This is a genomic window from Nonomuraea sp. NPDC049486 (assembly GCF_040676925.1).
GTDB lineage: Bacteria > Actinomycetota > Actinomycetes > Streptosporangiales > Streptosporangiaceae > Nonomuraea > Nonomuraea ferruginea.
This window is the reverse complement of record NZ_JBFAPV010000007.1, coordinates 234,320-254,983: the sequence shown is the minus strand read 5'-3', so window position 1 is coordinate 254,983 and position 20,664 is coordinate 234,320. Positions and strand designations below refer to the sequence as shown.

Genomic DNA, 20,664 nt, shown 5'->3' with positions numbered 1-20,664 from the left:
CGCCGGTCATGGCGGCAAGGACAGGAAAGTGACGATTTCCGCCAAGATCAACTACGTGCGGCCGTGCGCAGCGCCCGGTAGAGCAGCCGGGAGTCGCCCAGGTGGTGGCGCAGGAGCTTCTCCAGGCCGCCGATCGGCACCAGGTTCTGCGGGGCGCGCGGATCCTTGTAGTCGACGCCGGCCAGCGGCGGCAGGGCCAGCGTCACCGCGTCGGCCAGCGCCGCCGCCTCCGGAGGGTCCAGCTCGGCGCTCGCCTCGCAGCGCACGATGCCCGCCCACGGGGTGACCGCGTGCACGGGCAGCCGCACGTACCAGGCGTGCCGCCGCCAGCTCGTGCCCATGAGGAACACCGGCGTGCGCTGGCCCGGCGCCAGCGAGGCCACCACCGCCGACTGGGCGGGCGGCAGATAGGCGATGTGGTGGGTCTTGATGTAGCCGATCGTGCGCGGCAGATGGCCGCGCCCGCGCAACGGCCCGTCGACCAGCAGCAGGTCGTCGGCCATCCCCCGGTGGCGGACCGACAGCTCCACCTCCAGCTGGGTGACCTGCCGCTGCAGCGCCAGCGACAGCTCCTCCGCCGTCGAGTCGGCCGCCCTGCCGGGGCGGTAGGTGGCGTGCGCGGTCTTCACCTCGGGCGTGTACGGGGAGGCGCTGATGAGCGCGCGGTGCACCTCGATGTCCGCCAGGTCGGCGCCGTCGGGACCGCACCGGACGATCCCGGCGGCGTACGAGGCCGCGATCCCCGGCACCGGCATGGCCGTGTCGGGGTCGTCCACCCACACCCGGGCGTCGATCCGGCGCACCCCGTCGGCGACCAGCAGCGTCTCGGGAGCTCTGGCGTCGGGGCCGGGGGTGACGGGCTTCCAGTCGCCGGACGGCCGCTCGATGTCGAGCACCAGCTCAGCGCTCGTGGCGCCCAGCTCGGAGAACGCCTCGGCGGCCAGCGCCGCCGCGTAGCCGGGGTCCCAGGGATCGACGGAGAACGCCGTCACGGCCCCACCTTCCGCACGTGCGAGCCCTTGGTGTCGCGGCGCACCTCGAACCGCACCGGCACCCGTTCGGCCAGCGCGGGGACGTGGGTGACGACGCCGACCATGCGCTCCTGCCCGGCGGCGAGCCGTTCGAGGGTGGTGGCGACCGTGTCGAGGGTGGCCGGGTCGAGCGTGCCGAACCCCTCGTCGAGGAAGATCGAGTCGAGGCCGCGCGCGACCGCGTCGGACAGCGCCAGCGCCAGCGCGAGGGCCGCCTGGAAGGTCTCGCCGCCGGACAGCGTGCGGGCGCTGCGCCGCATCCCGGCCTCGGCGTGGTCGATGACCTCGATCTCGGTACGGTCGCTCAGCGCGAGCTCGTACTGGCCGTCGGACAGCTCACGCAGCAGGCCGGAGGCGGTGGTGACGAGCACGGCGAGGGCCTCGGCGCACAGCCAGCGCTCGAAGGCGTTGGCGCGCAGCCGCAGCGCCAGCTCGTGCGCGACCTTGGCGGCGTGCTCCTTCACCGCGAGCTCCTCGGCCAGTTCGGCGGCGCGTTCGCGGGCCTCCCTGACCCGCTCCAGCCGGGACTCGACGCGGGCCACCTCGCCGGCGACGGCCGCGCCGAGCTGCTCGGGGGTGCCTTCGCCGGGCAGCGGGACCTCGTGCTCCCGCAGGCGCTCGGCGAGCCTGGCGCGTTCGCGGGAGAGGCCGGCGGTGGCGGCGGCGAGCTCCTCGTCACGCTCGGCCAGCACGGCGGTGGCCGCCCGGGCGGCCTCGTCGCGCCAGGCCAGCAGGTCGGTCCAGGCGCGGTGCAGGTCGTCGCGGGCCAGCGGGGGCGGCGGGTCGTCGTGCGAGCCGAGCGCGAGCAGCCGGTCGCGGGCCGTCTCCAGCGTCCGCCACGCGTCGGCGGCCCGCCGGTCGGCCCGCTCCGCCTCCGTCTGCGCCTGCCGCAGCCGGGAGCGGGCGGCCCTCACGGCGGTGCGGGCCTCGGCGGCCACCGCCTCCGCCTTGGCGATCGCGGCCAGCCTGCCCTCGACCGCCGCCCGGTCCACGGCCGGTGGCAGCGCGGCCAGCTCCGCCTCCAGCCTGGTCACCTGGGTGGCGTACATCCCCGCCGACGTCTCACCCTTCGCGTACGCGGTCCGCGCCCGCTCGGCCTCCTTCCGCGCGGCGGCCAGCGCTCCCTCCGCCGCCCTGATCTCCGCGGCCCCAGGCGCCCGCACCACCACCCGGGACGCCCCGGCGCCCGCGTGGGCATGCACAGCCGCACCCGCGCGGCTCCCCGCACCCGCGTGGCTCCCCGCACCGGCGTGGCCCCCGGCACCGGCGCGGCTCCCCGCACCGGTGTGGCTCCCCGCACCGGTGTGGCTCCCCGCACCGGTGTGGCTCCCCGCATCGGCGTGGCCCCCCGCATCGGCGTGGCCCCCCGCATCGGCGTGGCCCCCCGCATCGGCGTGGCCCCCGGCACCGGCGTGGCCCCCGGCACCGGCGCGGCTCTCCGCACCCGCGCGGCTCTCCGCATCGGCGTGGCCCCCTGTACGGGGATCTTCCGCGCCGGCGGTGGTCGCGGCGGGGGTTCCCGAGGCGGCGGAGCCCGTCGGGGCGGTCGGCCGCGGGGGTGTGTTCTCTCCAGGGGTGGGGCGGAGGCAGACGGGGCAGGGGTCGCCGGGGGTGAGGCGGGAGGCCAGGTCGGCGGCGGCGTGGGCGTCGCGCAGCCGGTCGCGGCGCCGATCCGCCTCCGCCATGGCGCTTTCGGCTTCCTGGAGCGCGGACCTCAGCGACTCCAGGGAGTCCGCCGCGGAACGGGCCTGGGCACGGGCCGACTCCATCTGGGCGGTGAGCCGGTCGCGGGAGTCGAGCGCGGTCAGCGCGGCCTGGGGGCGCTCCCGGCCGCCCAGCGCGGCCAGCGCCTCGTCCGCCTCGTGCTCGTCGGCCTCCAGCGTGGCGACCTCGTCGAGCAGGGACGTCACCGCCTCCGCGGCGGCCCGCCGGGCCGACGAGAGCGTCGCCACCCCGTCGGGCATGCGCGGCGCGGCCAGGGCCGCCTGCCGCTCGGCCACGGCGGCGCGTTCGCGGGTGGCGCGGCGGATCTCGGACTCGCGGGCACGCAGCAGGTCGAGGTCGGCGTCGAGGGTCGCGGCCAGCCGCCGCAGCGCGGAGAGCCGCCCGTCCAGCTGCTCCTCCAGCTCGGCCGTCGCCCCCGACAGCTTGCCGAGCTCGTCGCGGGCCAGGGAGGCGGAGGTCCTGGCCGTCTCCTCCTCGCGCACCGCCCGCTGCCTGATCGCCTCGTACACGTCGGCGTCGAGCAACTGCACCAGCAGGTCCTGCCGCTCGCGCGGCGCGGCGTGCAGGAACTCGGCGAAGCGCCCCTGCGGCAGCACGACGCACTGGGTGAAGAAGCGGTATTCGAGCCCGGTCACCCGCTGCACCTCGGCCGTGACGTGCTCGCCCTCGGCGAGCGGCCTGACCACGGCCTCCCACGCCTCGCCCAGCGGCACCCCGCCGGCCAGCTCGTCGATGCGCGCCTCTTTGGTGCGGACCGTGCCCTTGCCGTCGCGGACGAGCGCGCGGACCACCCCGTAGCGGCGGCCGTCGCTCTCGAACACCAGCGCCACCTTCCCCGCCGCGACGGACGGGGCCAGCGCGTGGGCGATGACGTTCTCCCTGCCCCAGCGCGGGACGGTGCCGTACAGCGCGAAGCAGAGCGCGTCGATGATCGTGCTCTTGCCGGCCCCGGTCGGCCCGGTCAGCGCGAAGTAGTCGACGTCGGAGAAGTCGACGTCCACCGGGTCGCGGAAGCTGCCGAAGTGGTCGAGTCGCAGCAGCAGCGGGCGCATCAGCCGGTCACCTCGTCGTACAGCCGGTCGAAGAGCGTGGCCACCTGTTCGTCGGCGCGGCCGGTCGCGGTCAGGTATTCGCGGAACAGCTCGCGCGGGCTGCGGGCGGGCGAGCGCGACTCCCGTACGGCGGCGACGGGGCGGAAGCGCTCGTCCAGGGTCACGTCGATCGCGCCCGGCAGCAGCTCGCGCACCTGGTCGGCGAGGCCGACGCGGGGTTTCTCCTCGACGACCACCCGGAGCCAGTCGTCGCCCTGCTCCAGGGACTCCAGCCGGTCGAGCGTGCCGCGCACGGTGCGCAGCCTGCGCGGCGAGCGGAACACGACCTCCTCCACGGCGGCGGGGCGGCCGGGCGCGACGTCCACCAGCAGGGCGCCGGGCAGGTTGCCCTCCTCGCCGAAGTCGACGGCGATGGGCGAGCCGCTGTACCAGATGGGGCACGGGCCGGGCAGCTGCTGACGGCGGTGCAGGTGGCCGAGCGCGGCGTACTGGGTGGACGGCGGGAAGGCGGTGGGCTCGAAGTAGTACGAGAAGATCGACTGGGCCTCCCGTTCGCCACCGCCGAACCGGCCGCCGGGAAGCGTGCCGTGGGTGGTGATCAGGTTGACCGTGTCGTTCTGGAATCCCGCGGTGAGCGCGGCGATCAGCTCGGCGATGCGGGCGGCGTAGTCGCGGTTGTGCTCGGCGGCGGTGCCGGCCAGCACCTCCGCGGCGCGGACCACGTAGCGGTGTGACAGGAAGGGCAGGACGGCGAGCCGGACCGGCTCGCCGGTGCGGGCGGTGAAGGAGAGTGTGCCGCCCTGGTCGGGGCGGCGGAACGCGCCCACCACGTGCAGGCCCAGCTTGCCGAGCAGCGGCCGGTAGACCTCGAAGAGCTGCGGGTTGTCGTGGTTGCCGGCCAGCACCACGACGTCGCGGCCGCCCTCGCGCAGCGCCATCAGCGCGGGCAGCACGAGCTGCTGGGCCTCGGTGGTCGGCGCGGAGGTGTCGAACAGGTCGCCGGCCACGATCACCAGGTCGACGTCCCGCTCGCGGGCGGTGGCGACCAGCTCGCGCAGCACCTCGCGGTGCTCGTCGAGGCGGGAACGCCCCTTGAGCACCTTGCCCACGTGCCAGTCGGCGGTGTGCAGGATCTTCACGAGTCGACCTCTCAGAAGGGCGGGATGTCGTCTTCGACGCCGGGCAGCCCCTGGAACGGATCGGCCGACGCCTCGGCGGGGGCGAGCGCCTCGGACGGGCGGGTGGCCCAGGCGGGGAACGGGAAGGCGACGACCAGCGGCACCGGGATCTCGGGCTGGGCCACGAACATGGTGCCGGGCCTGGCGATGGTGGCCCGGTCGCGGACGGCCGGGGGCAGCCAGCCGTACTCGGACCTGGCGGCCTCGGCGGTGTCGAGCCGGCCCGCGACGCGCACGGCGCTGTTGGCGACGATGCGGCGCTCCACCTCGGAGGCGGTCTGCTGGGCGCCGATGAGGATCACGCCGAGGCTGCGCCCGCGCTCGGCCACGTCGAGCAGGATCTCCTTGATCGGTGAGTCGCCTTCGCGCGGCGCGTACTTGTTGAGCTCGTCGAGCACCACGAACAGCAGCGGCTTGGCGGTGCCAGAGGACTCCTTGCGGTGGAACTCGCCGCGCAGCACCACGCCGACCACGAACCGCTGCGCCCGCTCGGGCAGGTTGTGCAGGTCGACGATCGTCACCTGGGCGCTGGAAGTGCTGACCGAGTGGTTGCGGTAGAACGGCAGGTCGCCGCGGATGATCGGCGACAGCGCGCGGACGGCGCTCCTGAGCCGGCGCAGGAAGGCGTTGACGGTGCCGAGCGGGGTCTGCGCGCCGGTCCACTGGGGGCGGCTGCCCTCGTCCTGGAGCTGGTCGGACAGCAGCTCGACCAGGTCGGAGAAGGTGCGGCAGGAGGTGCCCTGGATCATCACGGCGCCGCCGTCGCCGACCGGCTCCGCCCACGCCTTGAGCCGGGCCGCCACCTGGCCGACCAGCAGCGAGTAGCCGGCCCGCTCGTCGTCGGCGTCGGCGAACGCGAAGCGCAGCAGCTCGTCCTGGCAGAACTCGACGAGCGTCCAGTAGAAGGAGCTGACGCCGTGGGTGCGGGCGGAGACGTGGGGGACGCCGTTGGGATCGCCGGGCCGGGGCGGCGCGAACACGTGGACGCTGCCGAACGGCTTGGCCGGCAGCCCGAGCCGGCCGTAGACGGCCTTGGCCGGCTCGTCGAGGCGGACGTTGTCCTGGTCGAGGAAGAGCAGGTCCTCGCCCTTGACGGAAAAGATCAGCGCCTTGGTGTTGGCCGCCTCGCCGCCCAGCACCCCCGAGTTGAAGATCGAGTAGAGGAGGAAGGTGGCGAACGAGGTCTTGGTGGCGACGCCGGAGACGCCGGAGATCGACACGTGGGCGCCGCGGGTGCCGTCGAGGAAGTCGAAGTTGACGTAGAGCGGCTGCCCGTCGCGGCCCACGCCGAGCGGCACCCGGCGCTCCATCACGTCGAAGTAGAGCGCCTGGTCGCGGTCGCCCGCCCCCGCCAGATAAACCGTGGCCCCGGGCAGCGGCGGCACGAACACCTCGGGCTCGACCCGGGTGACCCGCACCTCGGCCACCTCGACCACCGCCGCGGGCAGCGCCCCTTCGGCGATCAGGAACACGTCGGAGTCGTACGCCGCGCCTTCGTGACGCGCCTCCACGGCCGTCACCACGCCGGCCATCACCAGCGGCCCGTGGCCGGGCACCTCGCGCTTGGTCACCACCACGTCGTCGAGCTGGACCACCTTGCCCGGCTCCAGCCCGATCCAGAACGACAGCGGCGAGGCGGCCTGTGTGCCCAGCACCCGGCCGACCGCCCCCGCGGCCACGGAGGCCACATCGACGCTCGTCATCCCGTTGACCGTCACGAAGCCCTCCACCCCCATCAACGCCTCCAAGCAGGGTAATGGGCCAGGGTGACAGAAGTCCCCCGTCAAGGAGCACGCGGCCGATGACTTCGCCGCCTCTCGTGGGTCTACATTCCAGGATGACTGGGAAGGAAGCGACGACATGACCCACACCCTTGAGGTGCCCGGCGCGACTCTGGCCTACGACGTGCACCAGGCCGAGACGGACGACGCGCCGATCCTGCTGATGATCGGATCGCCGATGGACGCCACCGGGTTCACCGCCCTGGCCGGGCGGTTCCGGGACCGTACGGTGGTGACCTACGACCCGCGCGGGATCGGGCGCAGCGAGCGGGACGGCGGCGGCGAGTCGACGCCCGAGCAGCACGCCGACGACCTGCACCGGCTGATCGGCGCGCTCGGCGGCGGGCCCGTGGACGTCTTCGCCAGCAGCGGGGGCGCCGTGAACGCGCTGGCGCTGGTGGCCCGGCACCCTGAGCAGGTGCGCACGCTCGTGGCGCACGAGCCGCCGGCCGCACAGGCCCTGCCGGACCGGGAGCAGGCGCTGGCCGCGGTGGCGGACATCTGCCGGACGTACGATCGCGACGGTTTCGGCGCGGCGATGGCGAAGTTCATCGCGGTCTCCAGCCTGCGGGGCGAGGTTCCCGCCGGCTTCGCCGACCTACCCGTGCAGAAGCCGGGGGAGCTCGGGTTCCCGGCGGAGGACGACGGCTCCCGCGACGACCCGATGTTCGCCCAGAACCTCATGACCTGCACGCATTACGAGCACGACTTCGAGGCGCTGCGCGCGGCGCCGACCCGGATCGTCATCGGCGTCGGCGCCGAGTCGGAAGGGGAGCTGGCGCACCGCGCGGGCGTGGCGGTCGCCGCGCGGCTCGGCACGGAGCCCGTGGTCTTCCCCAGCCACCACGGCGGATTCCTGGACGGCCAGTTCGGCATGGCGGGCGACCCCGACGGCTTCGCCGCCACGCTCCGCCGGGTCCTGTCCGCATAGGGGGGCCGACGAACCGGGCAGACTGGGCAGAGTGACGTCGATCGATCATCAACCGGCCACGCCGTTCGAGGAGCGGCTGTGGGCCGCTCATCAGGACGGGCAGACGGCCCTGTGCCTGAGTCTGCTCCGCGACGCCGACCTGGCGCTGCCGATCACCGCCGGCGCGGCGGCCAGGACCGAGGCTCCGGCCTGGGCGACGGCCGCCGACGCCGAACGGACGTGGGTGCTCGCGTTCACCTCGGTGGCGGCGATGCGGCTGGCCACCGGCGGCGTGGCCGCGCACTGCCGGATCGCGTCGCCGGTCGAGCTGGCGGCCGGCTGGCCCGACCCGCGGTGGGGTCTGGCGGTCAATCCGGGGCTGCCCGCCTCCTTCCTGCTGGAGTCGGGCACGCTGGCCAGGCTGGCGGTGCCCACGCTGGCCCAGGACCTGCTGATCGCCCCCGGTTCCGGGGTTCCGGCGGTGCAGAAGCTGCTCTCCCCCGACGGCGTGCACGACCTGCTCACCGGAGGCGAGCCGAGGATCTCCGGATACTGCCACCACGCGCTGGACGTCTCACACATCGCGACGCCCGCGGTGCTCGCCGAGGCCCTGGGGCAGCCCGACATGCTGACCTCCGACGGCTCGCTCAACATCCTGCGCTGGCGCCCCGCCGGCCTCGGCCTCTACCGCACCCCGTACGGCGGGACCGACGAGGAGCGCAGGGCCGCGGTGGCCGGGTGGGTGGTCGAGGAGCCGCCGTTCACCGGGCTGGGCCTGGCGCCGAACGTGGACCAGGTCATCCGCGAGTACAAGGTGTACGGGGTGATCCTGCCGCACGGCGCGGAGATCTGGGAGCTCACCGAGGCCGGGACCGAGCACCGGCGCGCGCTTTACCACGGCGACCTGCGGCGATGGCTGCTGATCGGGGCGCGGACGTGACAAGCCCTGCTCATTACGGTGCTCACTACCGTGCCCGCTGGCGGGGCGCCGACTACGTGGCCAGCCCCGAGCCGCACCCCCTCGAACTGTGGGTGCGGCTGCGCAGCCCCGATCCGGCGGACGGCTTCGAGGAGGTCGAGCCCGGCTGTCACGTGCGCACGGTGCCCGTGGCGGAGTGCGAGGCCCTGGACTTCGTGACGACGGTGTGCCACTGGCGGGGCGAGCGGTTCGACGTGCGCGACGAGCGTGACGGGCTGCTGCTGCTCGAGTATCTGGGCGGCTCCGCGCTCACCGCGCGGGAGCTGGGGCTGGAACGGATCGAGCGCGGCGTGTACCGCCTCTGGGTGCCCCGTGAAGAGGTGAACGATCCGCAGGAGCACGCCGTACCACTCAATGGGGAAGATTCACCACTTTGATGCACCTCTTGCCTTCTGATGTTCATGTGACGGAAACTGATCAGTAATACGGGTGTGTGATCAGATTCGCCGGGGATGGGGAGGTGTCCGTGGAGTCCCTCCCTGACGTGGCGGCGATGCGCGCGTACGCCGACGAACTGCGCGACATGTTCCGCCAGATCCAGGACGCGAGCCTGGAGTTGCACGCGAAGGCGCGAGAGGTCCAGGTCACCGAGAAGTCGCGCGACGGCCTGGTGTCGGTGACAGTCGGGGCGCGCGGGGAACTGGTCAGGCTCGATCTCGACCCGCGCATCTACCGGCGTCCCGACGCGCGGCACCTGGCCGACACGATCACCGAGACGACGCGGCGGGCGGTGGCCAGGGCCAGGGAACGCGTCACCGAGATCTTCGAGCCGGTGATCCCCCGCGCGGAGTTCGAGGCGCACCTCGACGGTGACCTCGAAGCCGCCATGAACCGGCTCGCCGACCGGATGGAGGGCCGGACGTGAGACTCTGGGACGGTACGGAGATCATCAAACCGACCGTGGACCGCGGGCTGACCCAGTGGGACACGATGGCCGGTGACCTCGACGAGAAACTGTCGGACCGGGTCGCCAAGGTCAAGGCGGCCCTCGCCGCCGCGCCGTGGGGCACCGGCGCCGAGGGCGTGGCGTTCTGGAACGCCCACTTCCAGGGCAACGGCCCGAACCTCCTGCTCGACCAGTGCGCGCAGCTGTGCAAGGAGATCTCCGGCGAGCCGGGCAGGGTGCGCACCGCCGTCGGCAACACCCTGCAGGTGAACACCGCCATGGAAGAGGATCTCTCCGCGATGATGCGGCAGGTCTGAGAGCACCGGCGTGGCGGTCAACGGCGGCCCGACCAATCCCACCGCACCGGGCGGCGGTGGGCAGCCGAGCGTGTCGGCCCTGGTCACCATCAACAGCGACGTCCAGCCCGTGTGGGAGACCGAGGCACTGCCCGACTGGGTGGTCAACTGGCTGATCCCCATGCTGTCGGCCGGGCAGAAGTGGCCGGAGGCCAGCGAGAGCGGGCTGTCGAAGCTGGCTCACGCGTACGGTGACCTCGGCACGACCGCCGTCGGCAGCACGCAGGACGCGGGCACGGCCGCCCGCACGGTCGCCACCGGCTGGAACTCGCCCTCCACCGCGGAGTTCGTCTCCAGGGCCCAGGTCCTGTACGGCAACGAGGGCGGGCTCGCCGGGGTGTCGGCGAACGCGCACGCGTACGGGCAGCAGGCCAACAACTTCGCCGTCGAGACCCAGTACTCGAAGCTCTCCATCAACGTCGCCTTCTGGGTGACGGTCGTGGCCATCGCCATCGCCCTCGTCGCCGCGTTCTTCAGCGCCGGGTCCACCACCGCCATCATCGGGCCGTACGCGGCGGCGGCCCGCGCGGCCATCAGCCGCATCCTCGTCAGGCTGGCCACCGTGGGCGGCCGGTCGCTGACCGCGTCCCGGCTGGCCAGGGTGACCACGCTCAGCGGCGCCACCGGCCGGGGCGTCATCGCCAGGCTGCTGGCCACCTCGCTCGGCCGGGAACTCGTCGAGGAGATCGGCGAGGAGTTCTTCATCGACGCCGTCGCCCAGTACCAGCAGATCCGGATGGGCACCCGGCAGGAGTGGGACTGGAAGAAGTCCCAGGCCGCGGTCATCGGCGCGGGTGCGGGCGCGGTCATCGGCACCCGGCTGTCCGGGCCGGTGTCCCGGGTGACCGGCTCGGTGCCGGGCTTCGCGGGGCGCGCGCTGACCACCGGCGCGACGAACATGATCGCCTCCCCGGTCGGCAGTTTCTTCGCCAACGGCGCCGTCTACGGCCAGTGGCAGAACCCGTTCACGGCCGAGTCCATGATGGGCGGGTTCCTCGGCGGCGCCGGGCGTGCGGGGTCGATCAGCCCGTTCAATCCCGACGTCTACTCCGCGCTGGCCAACCCGGTGTCCACGCTCGCCTCCGCGTACGACTCCGCCGCGCGCACCGACGCCGCCCGCATGGGCGGCGACCCGCCCGCCGGGCCCACGACCGGTGGCAATCCGTCGAACAACGGGCCCTCCTCCGACAACCAGCCCGCCGGGCAGGCGCCCGTGCGCGGGGGCGACCCCGGGTCCGCGCGGACGAGCACCGCGCCGGGCCAGGGCGGGACGACCCGGTCCACCACGTCCACGGCCACCCTGCCGGACACCGACACGACCACGAACCGGCGCGCCTCCGCCCCTTCGAACCCCGACGACCGGCCCGAGCAGCCCGACCGTCCCGCGCGCCCCGACCAGGACACCGACCAGCCGTCCCCGGACACGTCCGAACCTTCCGCGCGCACCACCCGCACGACGGACCAGCCGTCCCAAGACACCGACACCGCCCAGTCGTCCCCCGACACCCGCACGACGGACCAGCCGTCCCAGGACACCGACACGCCGTCCCCGACCGATTCGACCGGGCAACCGTCCCAGGACACGAGTACGGCGGAGCAGCCGTCCCAGAACGCCCGCACGACCGACCAGCCGTCCCAAGACACCGGCACGCCCTCCCCGACGACCGATTCGGACGGGCAACCGTCCCAGGACACCGGCACGGACGGGCGGACCGTTCAGGATCCTTCGGACGGCGCCACGACGACGGCTCAGGCGCCGGACGGCGGCACCACGCAGACCGGCGCCGCCGCCCCGACGTCCCCGGCCACCGGGACCGCTCCCGCCACCGGCCCCGAGCAGGGCACTACCTCCAACGGCGCGGGCGTGTACCAGAGCAAGCCGGGCACGGTCACGTCGCGGCCGGTCAAGGACACCCGGTACGTGCCCAGCGGCCGACAGGGCCCCGACATGACGCTCGACGACGTGCGGGCGGCGACCCAGGAGCTGGCCACCCAGTACTTCCGCGACGGCACCGTGACGGGCTTCACCTGGTCGCAGGACGGCAGCACACTGGCGGTGCACACCACCACGGACGGCACCCAGTACTTCCGCCCGGTCATCGGCCGCCTGTCGAGCGACGGCCTGATGGCCGAGACCGTGGTCAGGAAGCAGTCGAGCAAGAGCAACCCGCACGAGGTCCGCTTCAACCCGAACGTCACGAACGACCAGCTCTCCAGGGTCTGGCTGCACGAGATCACCGACACCCTGCAGAAGCTGCGGTCAGACGGCCGCAAGGGCTTCCTGCGGCGCCGTAAGGCCGAGGCCCGCCGCGACCACTGCGTGACCGCCCGCCTCAACGAGATGGCGCTGCTGTCCGACAAGTGGCACAACGCCCCGACGGCGCAGGAGCAGCGACTGCTCGCCATCGACATCGAGGGCGTGGCCCAGGAGCTGCGGAAACACGGCCAGACCCCGCCCGCCCGGCCGTGGGCGCCCACGCAGGCCACCCGGAAGCGGCACGCGCCGCCGTTACCGCAGGGACGCCTTTCCGACGACGACGTCCGAGAGCTCATCACCACGCTGGCCAAGGCCAAGCAGGAGCTCCAGCTCCAGATCACGGCGAAGGAGACCAGCGCCGCCGAGGCACGCGAGGCGGCGCTCAAGGCCACCGCGGACGCCCGGAAGGCGCTGCGGCAGCACGATTCGGGCCGGTTCGAGCGCGCCCGGCAGGCACGCAAGGAGAGCAGGAACCACCGGGCCACGCAGCGCCGGCACCTCCGGGTCGCCAAAGCGTACGAGCGGGCGCTGAGCCGGGCCGAGCAGGCCGAGCAGACGTACGCGCGGCTCCTGGCGGCGCGGCAGCAGCCGCTCCGGCCCAACCAGCACGGGGTGCCGAGCGTGTCCAGGCGCACCAGGCGGCTCGAGGGCGCGGTGCTGACACGGCACCAGCGCTACCTCGACGCCCTGGCCAGGGCGCTGCCGCAGCCGGCCTCCCTGTCCACCGCGATGCCGGCGGGCACCCTCGCCCACCTGAACGCCCTGACCGACACGGTCAACGACATGCTGGCCCGCAACGGGGCGCGGCACCGGTTCACCCCCGACGAGCTGGAACGCGCCGTACGGGCGGACTTCCACCGGATAGTCTCCGCCGACGGCCTGGTGCTGCGCGTGGGCCGGGGCGGCACGGCGGCGGAGCTCAGGATCAAGCTCACCCTCGCCGACCTGGTCGAGGTGCTCGACCCCGGCGTCAAGGCGTCGGAGATGATGGTGGGCCTGTTCTTCCAGGCTGCCCGGACGGTCTCCGCAACGCAGACGGCCAGCGTCGGCGGCTCCGCCGGGTTCAACACCAAGAGCCTGGCGAAGGCCCTGCCGGAAGGCGATCTGGCGTCGGCGCTCCAGCTGCTGGGCATCGCCCTCGGCAGCTCCGGCGGGCACAGCCAGTCCTCGACCGGCGGCGCCGGCATGTACGCGCAGTGGGGTTCCGTCGCGGACAACCGGAGCGAGTCCCTGCTCTTCGACGCCGAGGCCAAGTGGACCGTCGAGATCCGCACGGCGCGGGAGCGCGGCTGGCGGGAAGCCACCGAGGTGACGTCCGGCGCCCCCGGGGACCCCGCCGCCCAGCGCCTGTGGGTCTCGCACTCCTACACCGACCAGCCGCCGAGAAGGCTGACCCGGATCGACGAGAGCCTGCGCGACCCGAAGGCCCCCAACCTCGTGGTCAGCGACATGCCCGGCCTAGAGGACATGTTCGACAAGATCGCGGAGGAACTCGGCGGCGACTACGCCAAGATCGGTGAGGACACCCGCGCGAGCCTGCACGGCTTCGTCACCGCCGAGCTGCCCCACCGGTTGCGGGACGCGGTCAACGGGGGGATCGAGCGCGTCTTCACCGTCGACGGGCGGCCGCACGCGCGGGTGCGCGCGGAGAGCAAGATCATCCTGGTGGAGAGCGAGGTGCTCGGCGGCTCCACGGCCGAGGAGTGGGAGGAAGAGGTCCTCGTCGACTTCGTCGCCACGTCCGGCGGCGCGACCGCCGGCAGGTCGATCGGCGGAGAGGTCTCGGCCTCGATCGGCCACGAAGGGCTGGAGGACCTCGACGGGCCCGGTGACTACAGCCCGAACCTCGGCCCGAAGGCCAAGGGCTCCGTGGGCGGGTCGCGGTCGTCCTCGTCGACGGCCAACAGGCAGGCGATCCATCCGAGCGTGCACAGGAAGATCAGCCCGAAGCAGGGCTACCGGCTCATGGTGGAGACCACGTTCACCGTGGAGAAGTACGGTGAGGACCCGGTCACGCTGGACCCGATGCGCGGCAAGGTGACCGCGAGCATGCGGGAGTCGGCCGCCTACCGGTACGGCCTGCCGGTCGACCAGGCGGCGCTGGTGCTCCGGAACGGCCGGCCGGTCACCGACGCGAACGGGAACCCGGTGCTGCGGGGTGACCCCAACCAGGACCCGCCTCCCGGCCGGAAGCCCGAGCTGCCCCGCTTCATCGGCCACGGCCCCGGGAAGATGCGCGGCGCGGGGCCCGCCCTCGTCCAGGAGATCGACGGGCTGGACCGGTTCCGGCAGAAGGTCATGGACCAGCTCGCGGAGGAAGGACTCATCCCGAAGATCGTCGACGGCAAGCCGAAGTACGCCTCCGGCAAGCTCGCGCGCGACGCCCAGATCCTCAACCTGCAGGAGGTCACCAAGCAGCTGTCCGACAGCCGGATCAGGGGCGCGTACGACTCGCTCGCGCAGGACGGCATCGTCTTCGACCTGGTGAAGCAGGGCGTCAACAAAGCGCCCGAGCATTTCTCGCTGAAGATCTCCCTGGAGCAGGACTTCGACCGGGGAACCACGTACATCGGGCACACGGAGTCCGAGACGGTGGTCAATCTCGAGATCAGCTCCGACACCGTGGCCCGGGCCCTCTCCCTGGTGAGGAACTGGGGCGTCGGCGCCTCCTTCGGCCTGAGCGACGGCCCCCCGGAGAGGCAGAACGGCATGTTGAACGAGTTCGGCGCCGGATACGACTTCGCGAGGACGCTCGCGCACGGGCTCAGCGTCGGCGGCACGAACAACGAGGTGCTTCTCTACGAGAGCAAGGGCCCTCTCGGGATCTTCCAGCAGGCGGGCGACCTGAAGGCCGAGCTCCTGCACGGCGGCGAGACGACCACGCTGACGTCCGACCGCACCTCGGCCAAGCTGCTGTTCTCGGCCGATCTCATGCCGCCGGACACCGAGACGCCGCCCGCGACGCTCGGCAACGTGTCCCCGGAGGCGCGGGCCAAGATGAGGCTGCTCCACCTGGACGTGCCCGATGTGTGGCGCGCGGCGCGCGAGGTGCTTCCCCGGGGGACGCGCGAGGACTCCCCGGCGTTCCACAAGATCTTCTCGCTGCTGAACGTGCGCCATCTCGTCTCGCACGCCAAGTTCCTGAACGGGCCGATCGTCTCCGACCTCATCGTCCGCGGCCAGGGCATGCCGTCGCGGTCGTCGCTGTCGGTCTCGGGCGAAATGGGCCAGGCCACGGTCGTGGGCATGGTCGACCAGGTGTACGGCGACATCCTCTTCGGGCTCGGCAGCGCCGGCGTGTCCTGGGGCGGGACGTCCGGCCACACCACCGGCAGCTCGTCGAAGGTCGGCGACGTCGACGACGGCGGGAAGAGCAGCGACAGCGGGTCGACCGCGCCCGGCCGCTCCAGCGGCACCTCCGAGTCGACCGCATTCACCAACATCTGGGGCACGGAGGAACTCCTCATCGAGTTCGGCCGCCAGTACGTCATCCAGGCGCCGGTGGATCTCACGCTCACCGGTTCGGAGACCGCGGCGCCCGGGCTGCCGGGCGCCGACGTCACGCTGCGCACGAACGCCGCCCCGGCCCAGGGCACCGGGCTGTTCACGATCTCCGAGTACGACGCGCTGGTCCTCTACATGGAAGGCAAGCTCGACCTGCCGCCCCGGCTGGTGAGCGACGCCATCGAGCGCCTGCGCAACGGCAGCCTGCCGCTGGACGCCGACGTGGCCGTGCCTCTGGTGCAGAAGTATCTGCTGGACGTCGCCCGCGCGCGGAGCGCCGGGGAGGACGTCGGCTACGCCGACCGGCACACGCCGACGGCGCTGCTCGACACGATCAACGAGCTGACCGGGCTCGGGGAGAACCCGAACTCCCCGAACGCCGACAAGGAGCAGCAGCTCCAGAATGTGCTGAGCGAGGCGATCGACCTCATCGAACGCTCCCGCGACGTCGTGCTGGCGCCGTCGTTCGACATGGCGACGGGCACGTCACTGGTGGAGTCGATCACTCTGACCGACGAGCAGGGCACGGTGATCTCGTCTCGCGAAGCGGTGGAGGCCGCCATCCTGGCTCAGGAGCCCGAGGCGGGGGACCGTATCCAGAACGAGCAGGATCTGGACACCGACTTCTCCGAGAACTCCATCAGAATCCACCTCGACGACGCGTGGTCCCGCCGCGGCTTCGAGCGGAGTTACGCCCTGCGGGCCGACGATCCGTCGAAGCCACCGGAGGAGCTGACGGTCAAGTACCGGCTGATCCCCATGGATCCCGCGGATTCGCGGAGGGCCAAAGCTCTCACGCACTCGAAACTCTCGGGGATCATCAAGCAGCTCTACGCCTACATCGACCGCACCTTCTCGCGGTCCCGGACGGTCTCCTACGCCGCGGGCCTGAATTACAACGGCAGCGACGACGGCCAGGGCGACGGCGCCGGCCTCGCGACGGACCGGGGCCATACTTACACGCACTCCGTCAACACGCAGAACACCCGCCTGAACCGGATCGGCCTGTTCTTCGGGAACAACCGGGTCCGCCAGGACGGCATGATCGCCGTCGTCCAGGTCTCCCGGCACCGGGTGGGTGACGAGCCGGACTTCGGCCCTGCGGTCGTGCTCGACGCGTCGCTGGTGCGGCGGGTCCCGACCGGCATGATCATGTCCGCTGACCGGGACCCGGGGCCGATCTCCACCGCGCCCGACCCCCGGCAGGCGGAGCTGCGGGCCGGGATGGTCCCGGCGGCGATCTGGGAGGATCCGGCCAAGCCCGACCTGTTCGAAGTGATCACCAAGCAGCTGTCGAAGATGGTGGGCGCCAAGACCGTCCGGGCACAACGGTCGTATCTGGTCAACCGCCTGGCGCGATCGGCCCTGCTGCCCGCCTTCGAGCGGATGTCCGGGCAGGTCGGTGACGTGATAGAGATTCCCGGCAGCCACGCCCGGAACAAGGCCGCACAGGTCACCGTCCACGCCCGCACCTCGGACCTCACCATCGTCGCCGGACCGTTCGACGGGGAGAAGGGCCAGGTCAACAGGCAGGCCGAGTCCCACAACGTCTCCATGTCCCGCAGCCGGGTCATGCCCGTCGGCGCCAACGTCAACGGGAGCAACGAGGATTCCGGCCTGAACGGCGGCATGCGCGGCGGCGAGCAGGTGTCCGAGACCGTGAGCGACCATCACGGCGCCCGGCGCGAGCGCAGCAGCTTCGAGAAGGGCGCCCTGTACATCGTCCGGTTCAGGGTGGACTTCGACCTCACGTTCGAACGGGCCAAGCGGGCTCCGGGCCAGGAGCAGGACACCACCGGCAAGCCCGTCCACATGCCGAGCGCCGCGAACGGCCTGGTGGACGTGGTCCTCACCGGGGAGGAACTGGAGGAGCTCATCCACCGGATGGAGTCGAACGTACGGCTCGCTCCCGCATTCGATCCGGACACCAAGCCGCAGCGATTCGTTCCGGATGACTCCCGCCGTGGGCTGATCCAGGTGCTGCAGGACGCGCGTCTCGCCGCCCGCGACCGGGGCGTTCCGGTTCGCGTGAGGATCCGCGAGCAGGGCACCATGCACGATCACGTGGCCGCCCCCGACGGTTCGGTGCACAGCATGACCCCGGACAAGGCCGAGTTCGCCGCCGCGTTCGCCACCCTGCCTCCCGCCCTGCTGGACGCCGCCGACCAGGCCGGCCTCCACCTGCACCAGGTGTTCCTGACCTCGCGGCTGCGCGCCCCGTTCGTCCAGCAGGTCAGGGCCGCGTTGAACGAGCGGGGCTTCTTCATGGCGGAGGCCTCGAAGCCGATCTGGCCCGCCGACGTCCGCAAGCCGCAGTCCCCCGTGGGCGGCAGCGTCGCCCAGGGCTGGGCCGGCGGCGCCTCGCCCTCCCCCGCGATCGAGGGCACGGTCTTCGACCGGGCGGCCCGGCCCGACGGGACGCCCGACCTCACCCTGGAGGAGGCGCGCGGGCAGGACCTCACCGTGCACGACCTGGGCGGCGCCGCCGCGTACCTGTCCTGGACGGCCGGCGACCGGCTGACCGTCCAGTTCCCCGCCGCGCCCGACCAGCACGTCCGGGTGGTGATCGAGGACCCGGGCGCGGGGCTCAACGGCTCCACCGAGGTACGCGCGGGCACGCCGGAGGACCCGCACGTGATGCGCCTATGGCAGCGGACGCACCCGGACGTGGTGTCGTCGATCATGGTGCACGAGCTCTCACACGTCGCGCAGGCCGTCACCGCGGCCGCGGCCGGCACGCCGCAGGGCGTGGTCAGGCCGTCGTCGCCGGACCGCGAGGGCGACGACCTGTGCCTGCTCCCCCGCCTGGACGAGCACGCCCACCTGGCGCGCCGGTGGCACGCGGCCACCGACCCGGCCGTCCGCGGGCGGCTGGCCGACGCGATCGACGCCATCGCGGACGACCTCGAACGCCGGGGCCACACGCCGCCCTCGCCGCCCTGGGGCACGGGCCCGCGCGACGCCGCGCCCGAGCAGAACCGGATCGCCAGGCTGCTCAGCGGCGGCCCGGCGGCGGACCCCGCCCTCGCGGCGGCGCACCGGCTGTCGCTCCCGGAGACGGCCGCGGTCGCCGCCGTCCAGCGCGCCGCGGCCGCCATGGACGCCCGGGTCCACGTCCGCGCGCCCGGCCGCCTGGACATCGTCCTCCCCGGCCGCCCGCCCATCCCCGTCGAGATCCATCCTCCGGGGTCCGCCGTGCCCGAGCAGCGCCGCGCGCCCGAGCAGGGGGCGCTCACGTTCCAGGTGGACGCGCGGCTCACGATCGGGGCGAACGAGCGCGCCGCCGCCGCGGCGACCGCGCAGGCGATCGCGCGGGCCAGAGGGCAGGCGGCAGCGGACCAGGCGGCCCTGGCGGAGCTTTACGAGGCCGTACGGCAGGTGCGGGCGGCCACCACGGCGCAGCGGCCCGGCCGGTTGGGCGTGCTGTTCGACCTGGTCAACGCCCACCCGGACGTGCTGCGGCTGGTACCGGAACCGGTGGCGGCCGAGCTGGCGACGCTCGCGGCGGGCGACCGGCCCCGCGACTGGCCCGCCCACCTGCAGCGCTTGCGCACGCTCGCCAACGCCACCGGCTGGCTCCCGCCGGACCAGGCGTGCCAGTGCCCGGACGGCGAGCCGTGCACGTGCGGCCGCGGCGGAGGAACCCGACCGGACGCGCCCGGCGATACCGTCATCGCTCCGGAGCAGGTGACGGCCGGCACGGTCCGGGCATGAGCCGGACGCCGGAGTTCCGGCATCATGGGGAATCCCGAGCGAGAGGACTGTCATGACGTTCGCGGTGGCGAGGACGAGGGACGAGGCCCACCTCTATCTCGATCTGCACCCGTGCGCCTGCGGGTCGGTGGAAACCTCCTGGCAGAGCGGGCTGGTCAGCGTGGACGGCGAGCTGGTCAACCGCTACCACGGCACGTGCGAGGCGTGCGGGACACCCCGGGAGTACGTGTTCGGCCTGCCGGAGCGGCCCCTGATGCCCGCCGGTTATCCGACGTTCGGCGGGGAGGAGCCGTCGGAGCTGCTCGACGCGGGCGAGTGGATGTGGGTGGCCGACCTGTCGGCGGGCAACGTGCCGACGGACGACCCGGCCGAGGCGGAGCGCACGCTGCGGGTCGCGGCGGCGGCCGTGGCGGAGGTGGTCAAGTTCGTGCCGCCGGGCGCGGACGAGGTGCCCGACGACGGGTTCTGGTCGGAGCGGGGGCAGCGGATGCGGGCGCAGGAGCCGGGCCGGTTCCAGCTCGACCGGCTGCTGGTCGTGCGGGACACCTACCAGGGGCTGGTGGAGCGGTATGCCTGAGCGGAAGCGCGCCCGCACGCTCGTGGAGGCGTACGTATACCTCGACCTGGCCGGCGGCTCGCGCGACGCGACCACCCAGGAGACGGCGGACGGCTGGGTGGTGCGCCTCGGCGGGGCGGAGGTGCTCGTGCCCCGCGAGTCCGAGGCGCGGGCGAGGGAGCGGGACCTGGTGTTCGGCGCCGGGGTGTCGGAGCTGATCGACCCCGGCCAGTGGGTGCTCATCGCGACCACGTACGCGCGCCGGGCGATGGAGGGCGCGCTGTACTCCGCCGCCGACCCCTCGGACGCCCGCAAGCACGACGAGGTGGCGTCGGGCTGGCGGTTCGCCGCCGAGGCCCTGGAGGAGGCACTGAAGTTCTTCCCCGACGGCGCCGCCGAGCTCGAATCGGAGGAGTTCTGGACGGAGACGGGCAGGTCGCTGCGCGCGTCGGAGCCCGACCGGGTCACCAGGGCCAAGCTGGAGAAGGACCTCGCCTTCTACCACCGGAGCCTGGACGACTTCCTCCGCCTGCACGGCCGCTGAGACGACGACAAGCGGAAAGCCCCGGCCCACCATGGTGAGCCGGGGCTTTCCCGTCGAGTACGCCGCCAGGGACTCGAACCCCGGACCCGCTGATTAAGAGTCAGCTGCTCTGACCAACTGAGCTAGCGGCGCTTGCGGGCATGAATATACCGGCGATTCGCATGCTGGTCGAATCGGTTGGACGCGGACAT

At 73.0% G+C, this 20,664-nt stretch carries 12 protein-coding genes and 1 tRNA gene; 8 read left to right on the top strand and 5 right to left on the bottom strand.

What is annotated here, in order from left to right; all coding sequences use genetic code 11:
* Nucleotides 1-47 precede the first annotated feature (47 nt).
* The 4 genes from AB0K05_RS22080 to AB0K05_RS22065 are packed head-to-tail and all read right to left on the bottom strand — an operon-like array spanning nucleotide 48 to nucleotide 6,689.
* On the bottom strand, nucleotides 48-992 hold the full coding sequence (locus AB0K05_RS22080) for a hypothetical protein (RefSeq protein WP_364231191.1): 945 nt from the start codon (nucleotides 990-992) through the stop codon (nucleotides 48-50).
* Nucleotides 989-3,808, bottom strand: coding sequence for an SMC family ATPase (locus AB0K05_RS22075; RefSeq protein WP_364231189.1), 2,820 nt, complete (start codon nucleotides 3,806-3,808; stop codon nucleotides 989-991). Before AB0K05_RS22075 ends, AB0K05_RS22080 begins: the two co-directional genes overlap by 4 nt.
* Nucleotides 3,808-4,947 carry an exonuclease SbcCD subunit D gene (locus tag AB0K05_RS22070; protein WP_364231187.1) on the bottom strand — a complete coding sequence of 380 codons (1,140 nt, stop codon included), beginning with the start codon at nucleotides 4,945-4,947 and terminating at the stop codon, nucleotides 3,808-3,810. The genes AB0K05_RS22075 and AB0K05_RS22070 overlap by 1 nt, the downstream gene beginning before the upstream one ends.
* Before the next feature lie 11 nt (nucleotides 4,948-4,958).
* The gene (locus AB0K05_RS22065; protein ID WP_271275374.1) at nucleotides 4,959-6,689 is read right to left on the bottom strand and encodes an ATP-binding protein; all 1,731 of its coding nucleotides are present in this window, start codon (nucleotides 6,687-6,689) and stop codon (nucleotides 4,959-4,961) included.
* Between the two features lie 157 nt (nucleotides 6,690-6,846).
* Between AB0K05_RS22065 and AB0K05_RS22060 the strand changes: the two genes are divergently transcribed.
* The 8 genes from AB0K05_RS22060 (at nucleotide 6,847) to AB0K05_RS22025 (ending at nucleotide 20,473) form a co-directional block, all read left to right on the top strand.
* Nucleotides 6,847-7,698 (top strand): alpha/beta hydrolase, encoded by an 852-nt coding sequence (locus tag AB0K05_RS22060; RefSeq protein ID WP_364231183.1) that lies wholly within the window; start codon nucleotides 6,847-6,849, stop codon nucleotides 7,696-7,698.
* A 31-nt stretch (nucleotides 7,699-7,729) separates the two neighbouring features.
* Complete coding sequence (locus tag AB0K05_RS22055; RefSeq protein ID WP_364231181.1) at nucleotides 7,730-8,617, top strand: SseB family protein; 888 nt, start codon at nucleotides 7,730-7,732, stop codon at nucleotides 8,615-8,617.
* Nucleotides 8,614-9,033, top strand: coding sequence for a hypothetical protein (locus AB0K05_RS22050; protein ID WP_364231178.1), 420 nt, complete (start codon nucleotides 8,614-8,616; stop codon nucleotides 9,031-9,033). Before AB0K05_RS22055 ends, AB0K05_RS22050 begins: the two co-directional genes overlap by 4 nt.
* 89 nt (nucleotides 9,034-9,122) lie before the next feature.
* Entirely contained in the window at nucleotides 9,123-9,521 is a 399-nt protein-coding gene (locus AB0K05_RS22045) for a YbaB/EbfC family nucleoid-associated protein (RefSeq protein ID WP_261808343.1), read from the top strand.
* Nucleotides 9,518-9,859, top strand: coding sequence for a hypothetical protein (locus tag AB0K05_RS22040; protein WP_364231175.1), 342 nt, complete (start codon nucleotides 9,518-9,520; stop codon nucleotides 9,857-9,859). The genes AB0K05_RS22045 and AB0K05_RS22040 overlap by 4 nt, the downstream gene beginning before the upstream one ends.
* A gap of 10 nt (nucleotides 9,860-9,869) precedes the next feature.
* The gene (locus tag AB0K05_RS22035) at nucleotides 9,870-19,373 is read left to right on the top strand and encodes a hypothetical protein (RefSeq protein ID WP_364231172.1); all 9,504 of its coding nucleotides are present in this window, start codon (nucleotides 9,870-9,872) and stop codon (nucleotides 19,371-19,373) included.
* A gap of 52 nt (nucleotides 19,374-19,425) precedes the next feature.
* Nucleotides 19,426-19,950 carry a hypothetical protein gene (locus AB0K05_RS22030; RefSeq protein ID WP_364231169.1) on the top strand — a complete coding sequence of 175 codons (525 nt, stop codon included), beginning with the start codon at nucleotides 19,426-19,428 and terminating at the stop codon, nucleotides 19,948-19,950.
* A complete protein-coding gene (locus AB0K05_RS22025) occupies nucleotides 19,943-20,473 on the top strand; it encodes a hypothetical protein (protein ID WP_148029598.1) in 531 nt (176 codons plus the stop codon). Before AB0K05_RS22030 ends, AB0K05_RS22025 begins: the two co-directional genes overlap by 8 nt.
* A 58-nt stretch (nucleotides 20,474-20,531) precedes the next feature.
* Here the strand turns inward: AB0K05_RS22025 and AB0K05_RS22020 are convergent.
* A tRNA-Lys gene (locus AB0K05_RS22020) sits at nucleotides 20,532-20,605 on the bottom strand.
* Nucleotides 20,606-20,664: the final 59 nt, after the last annotated feature.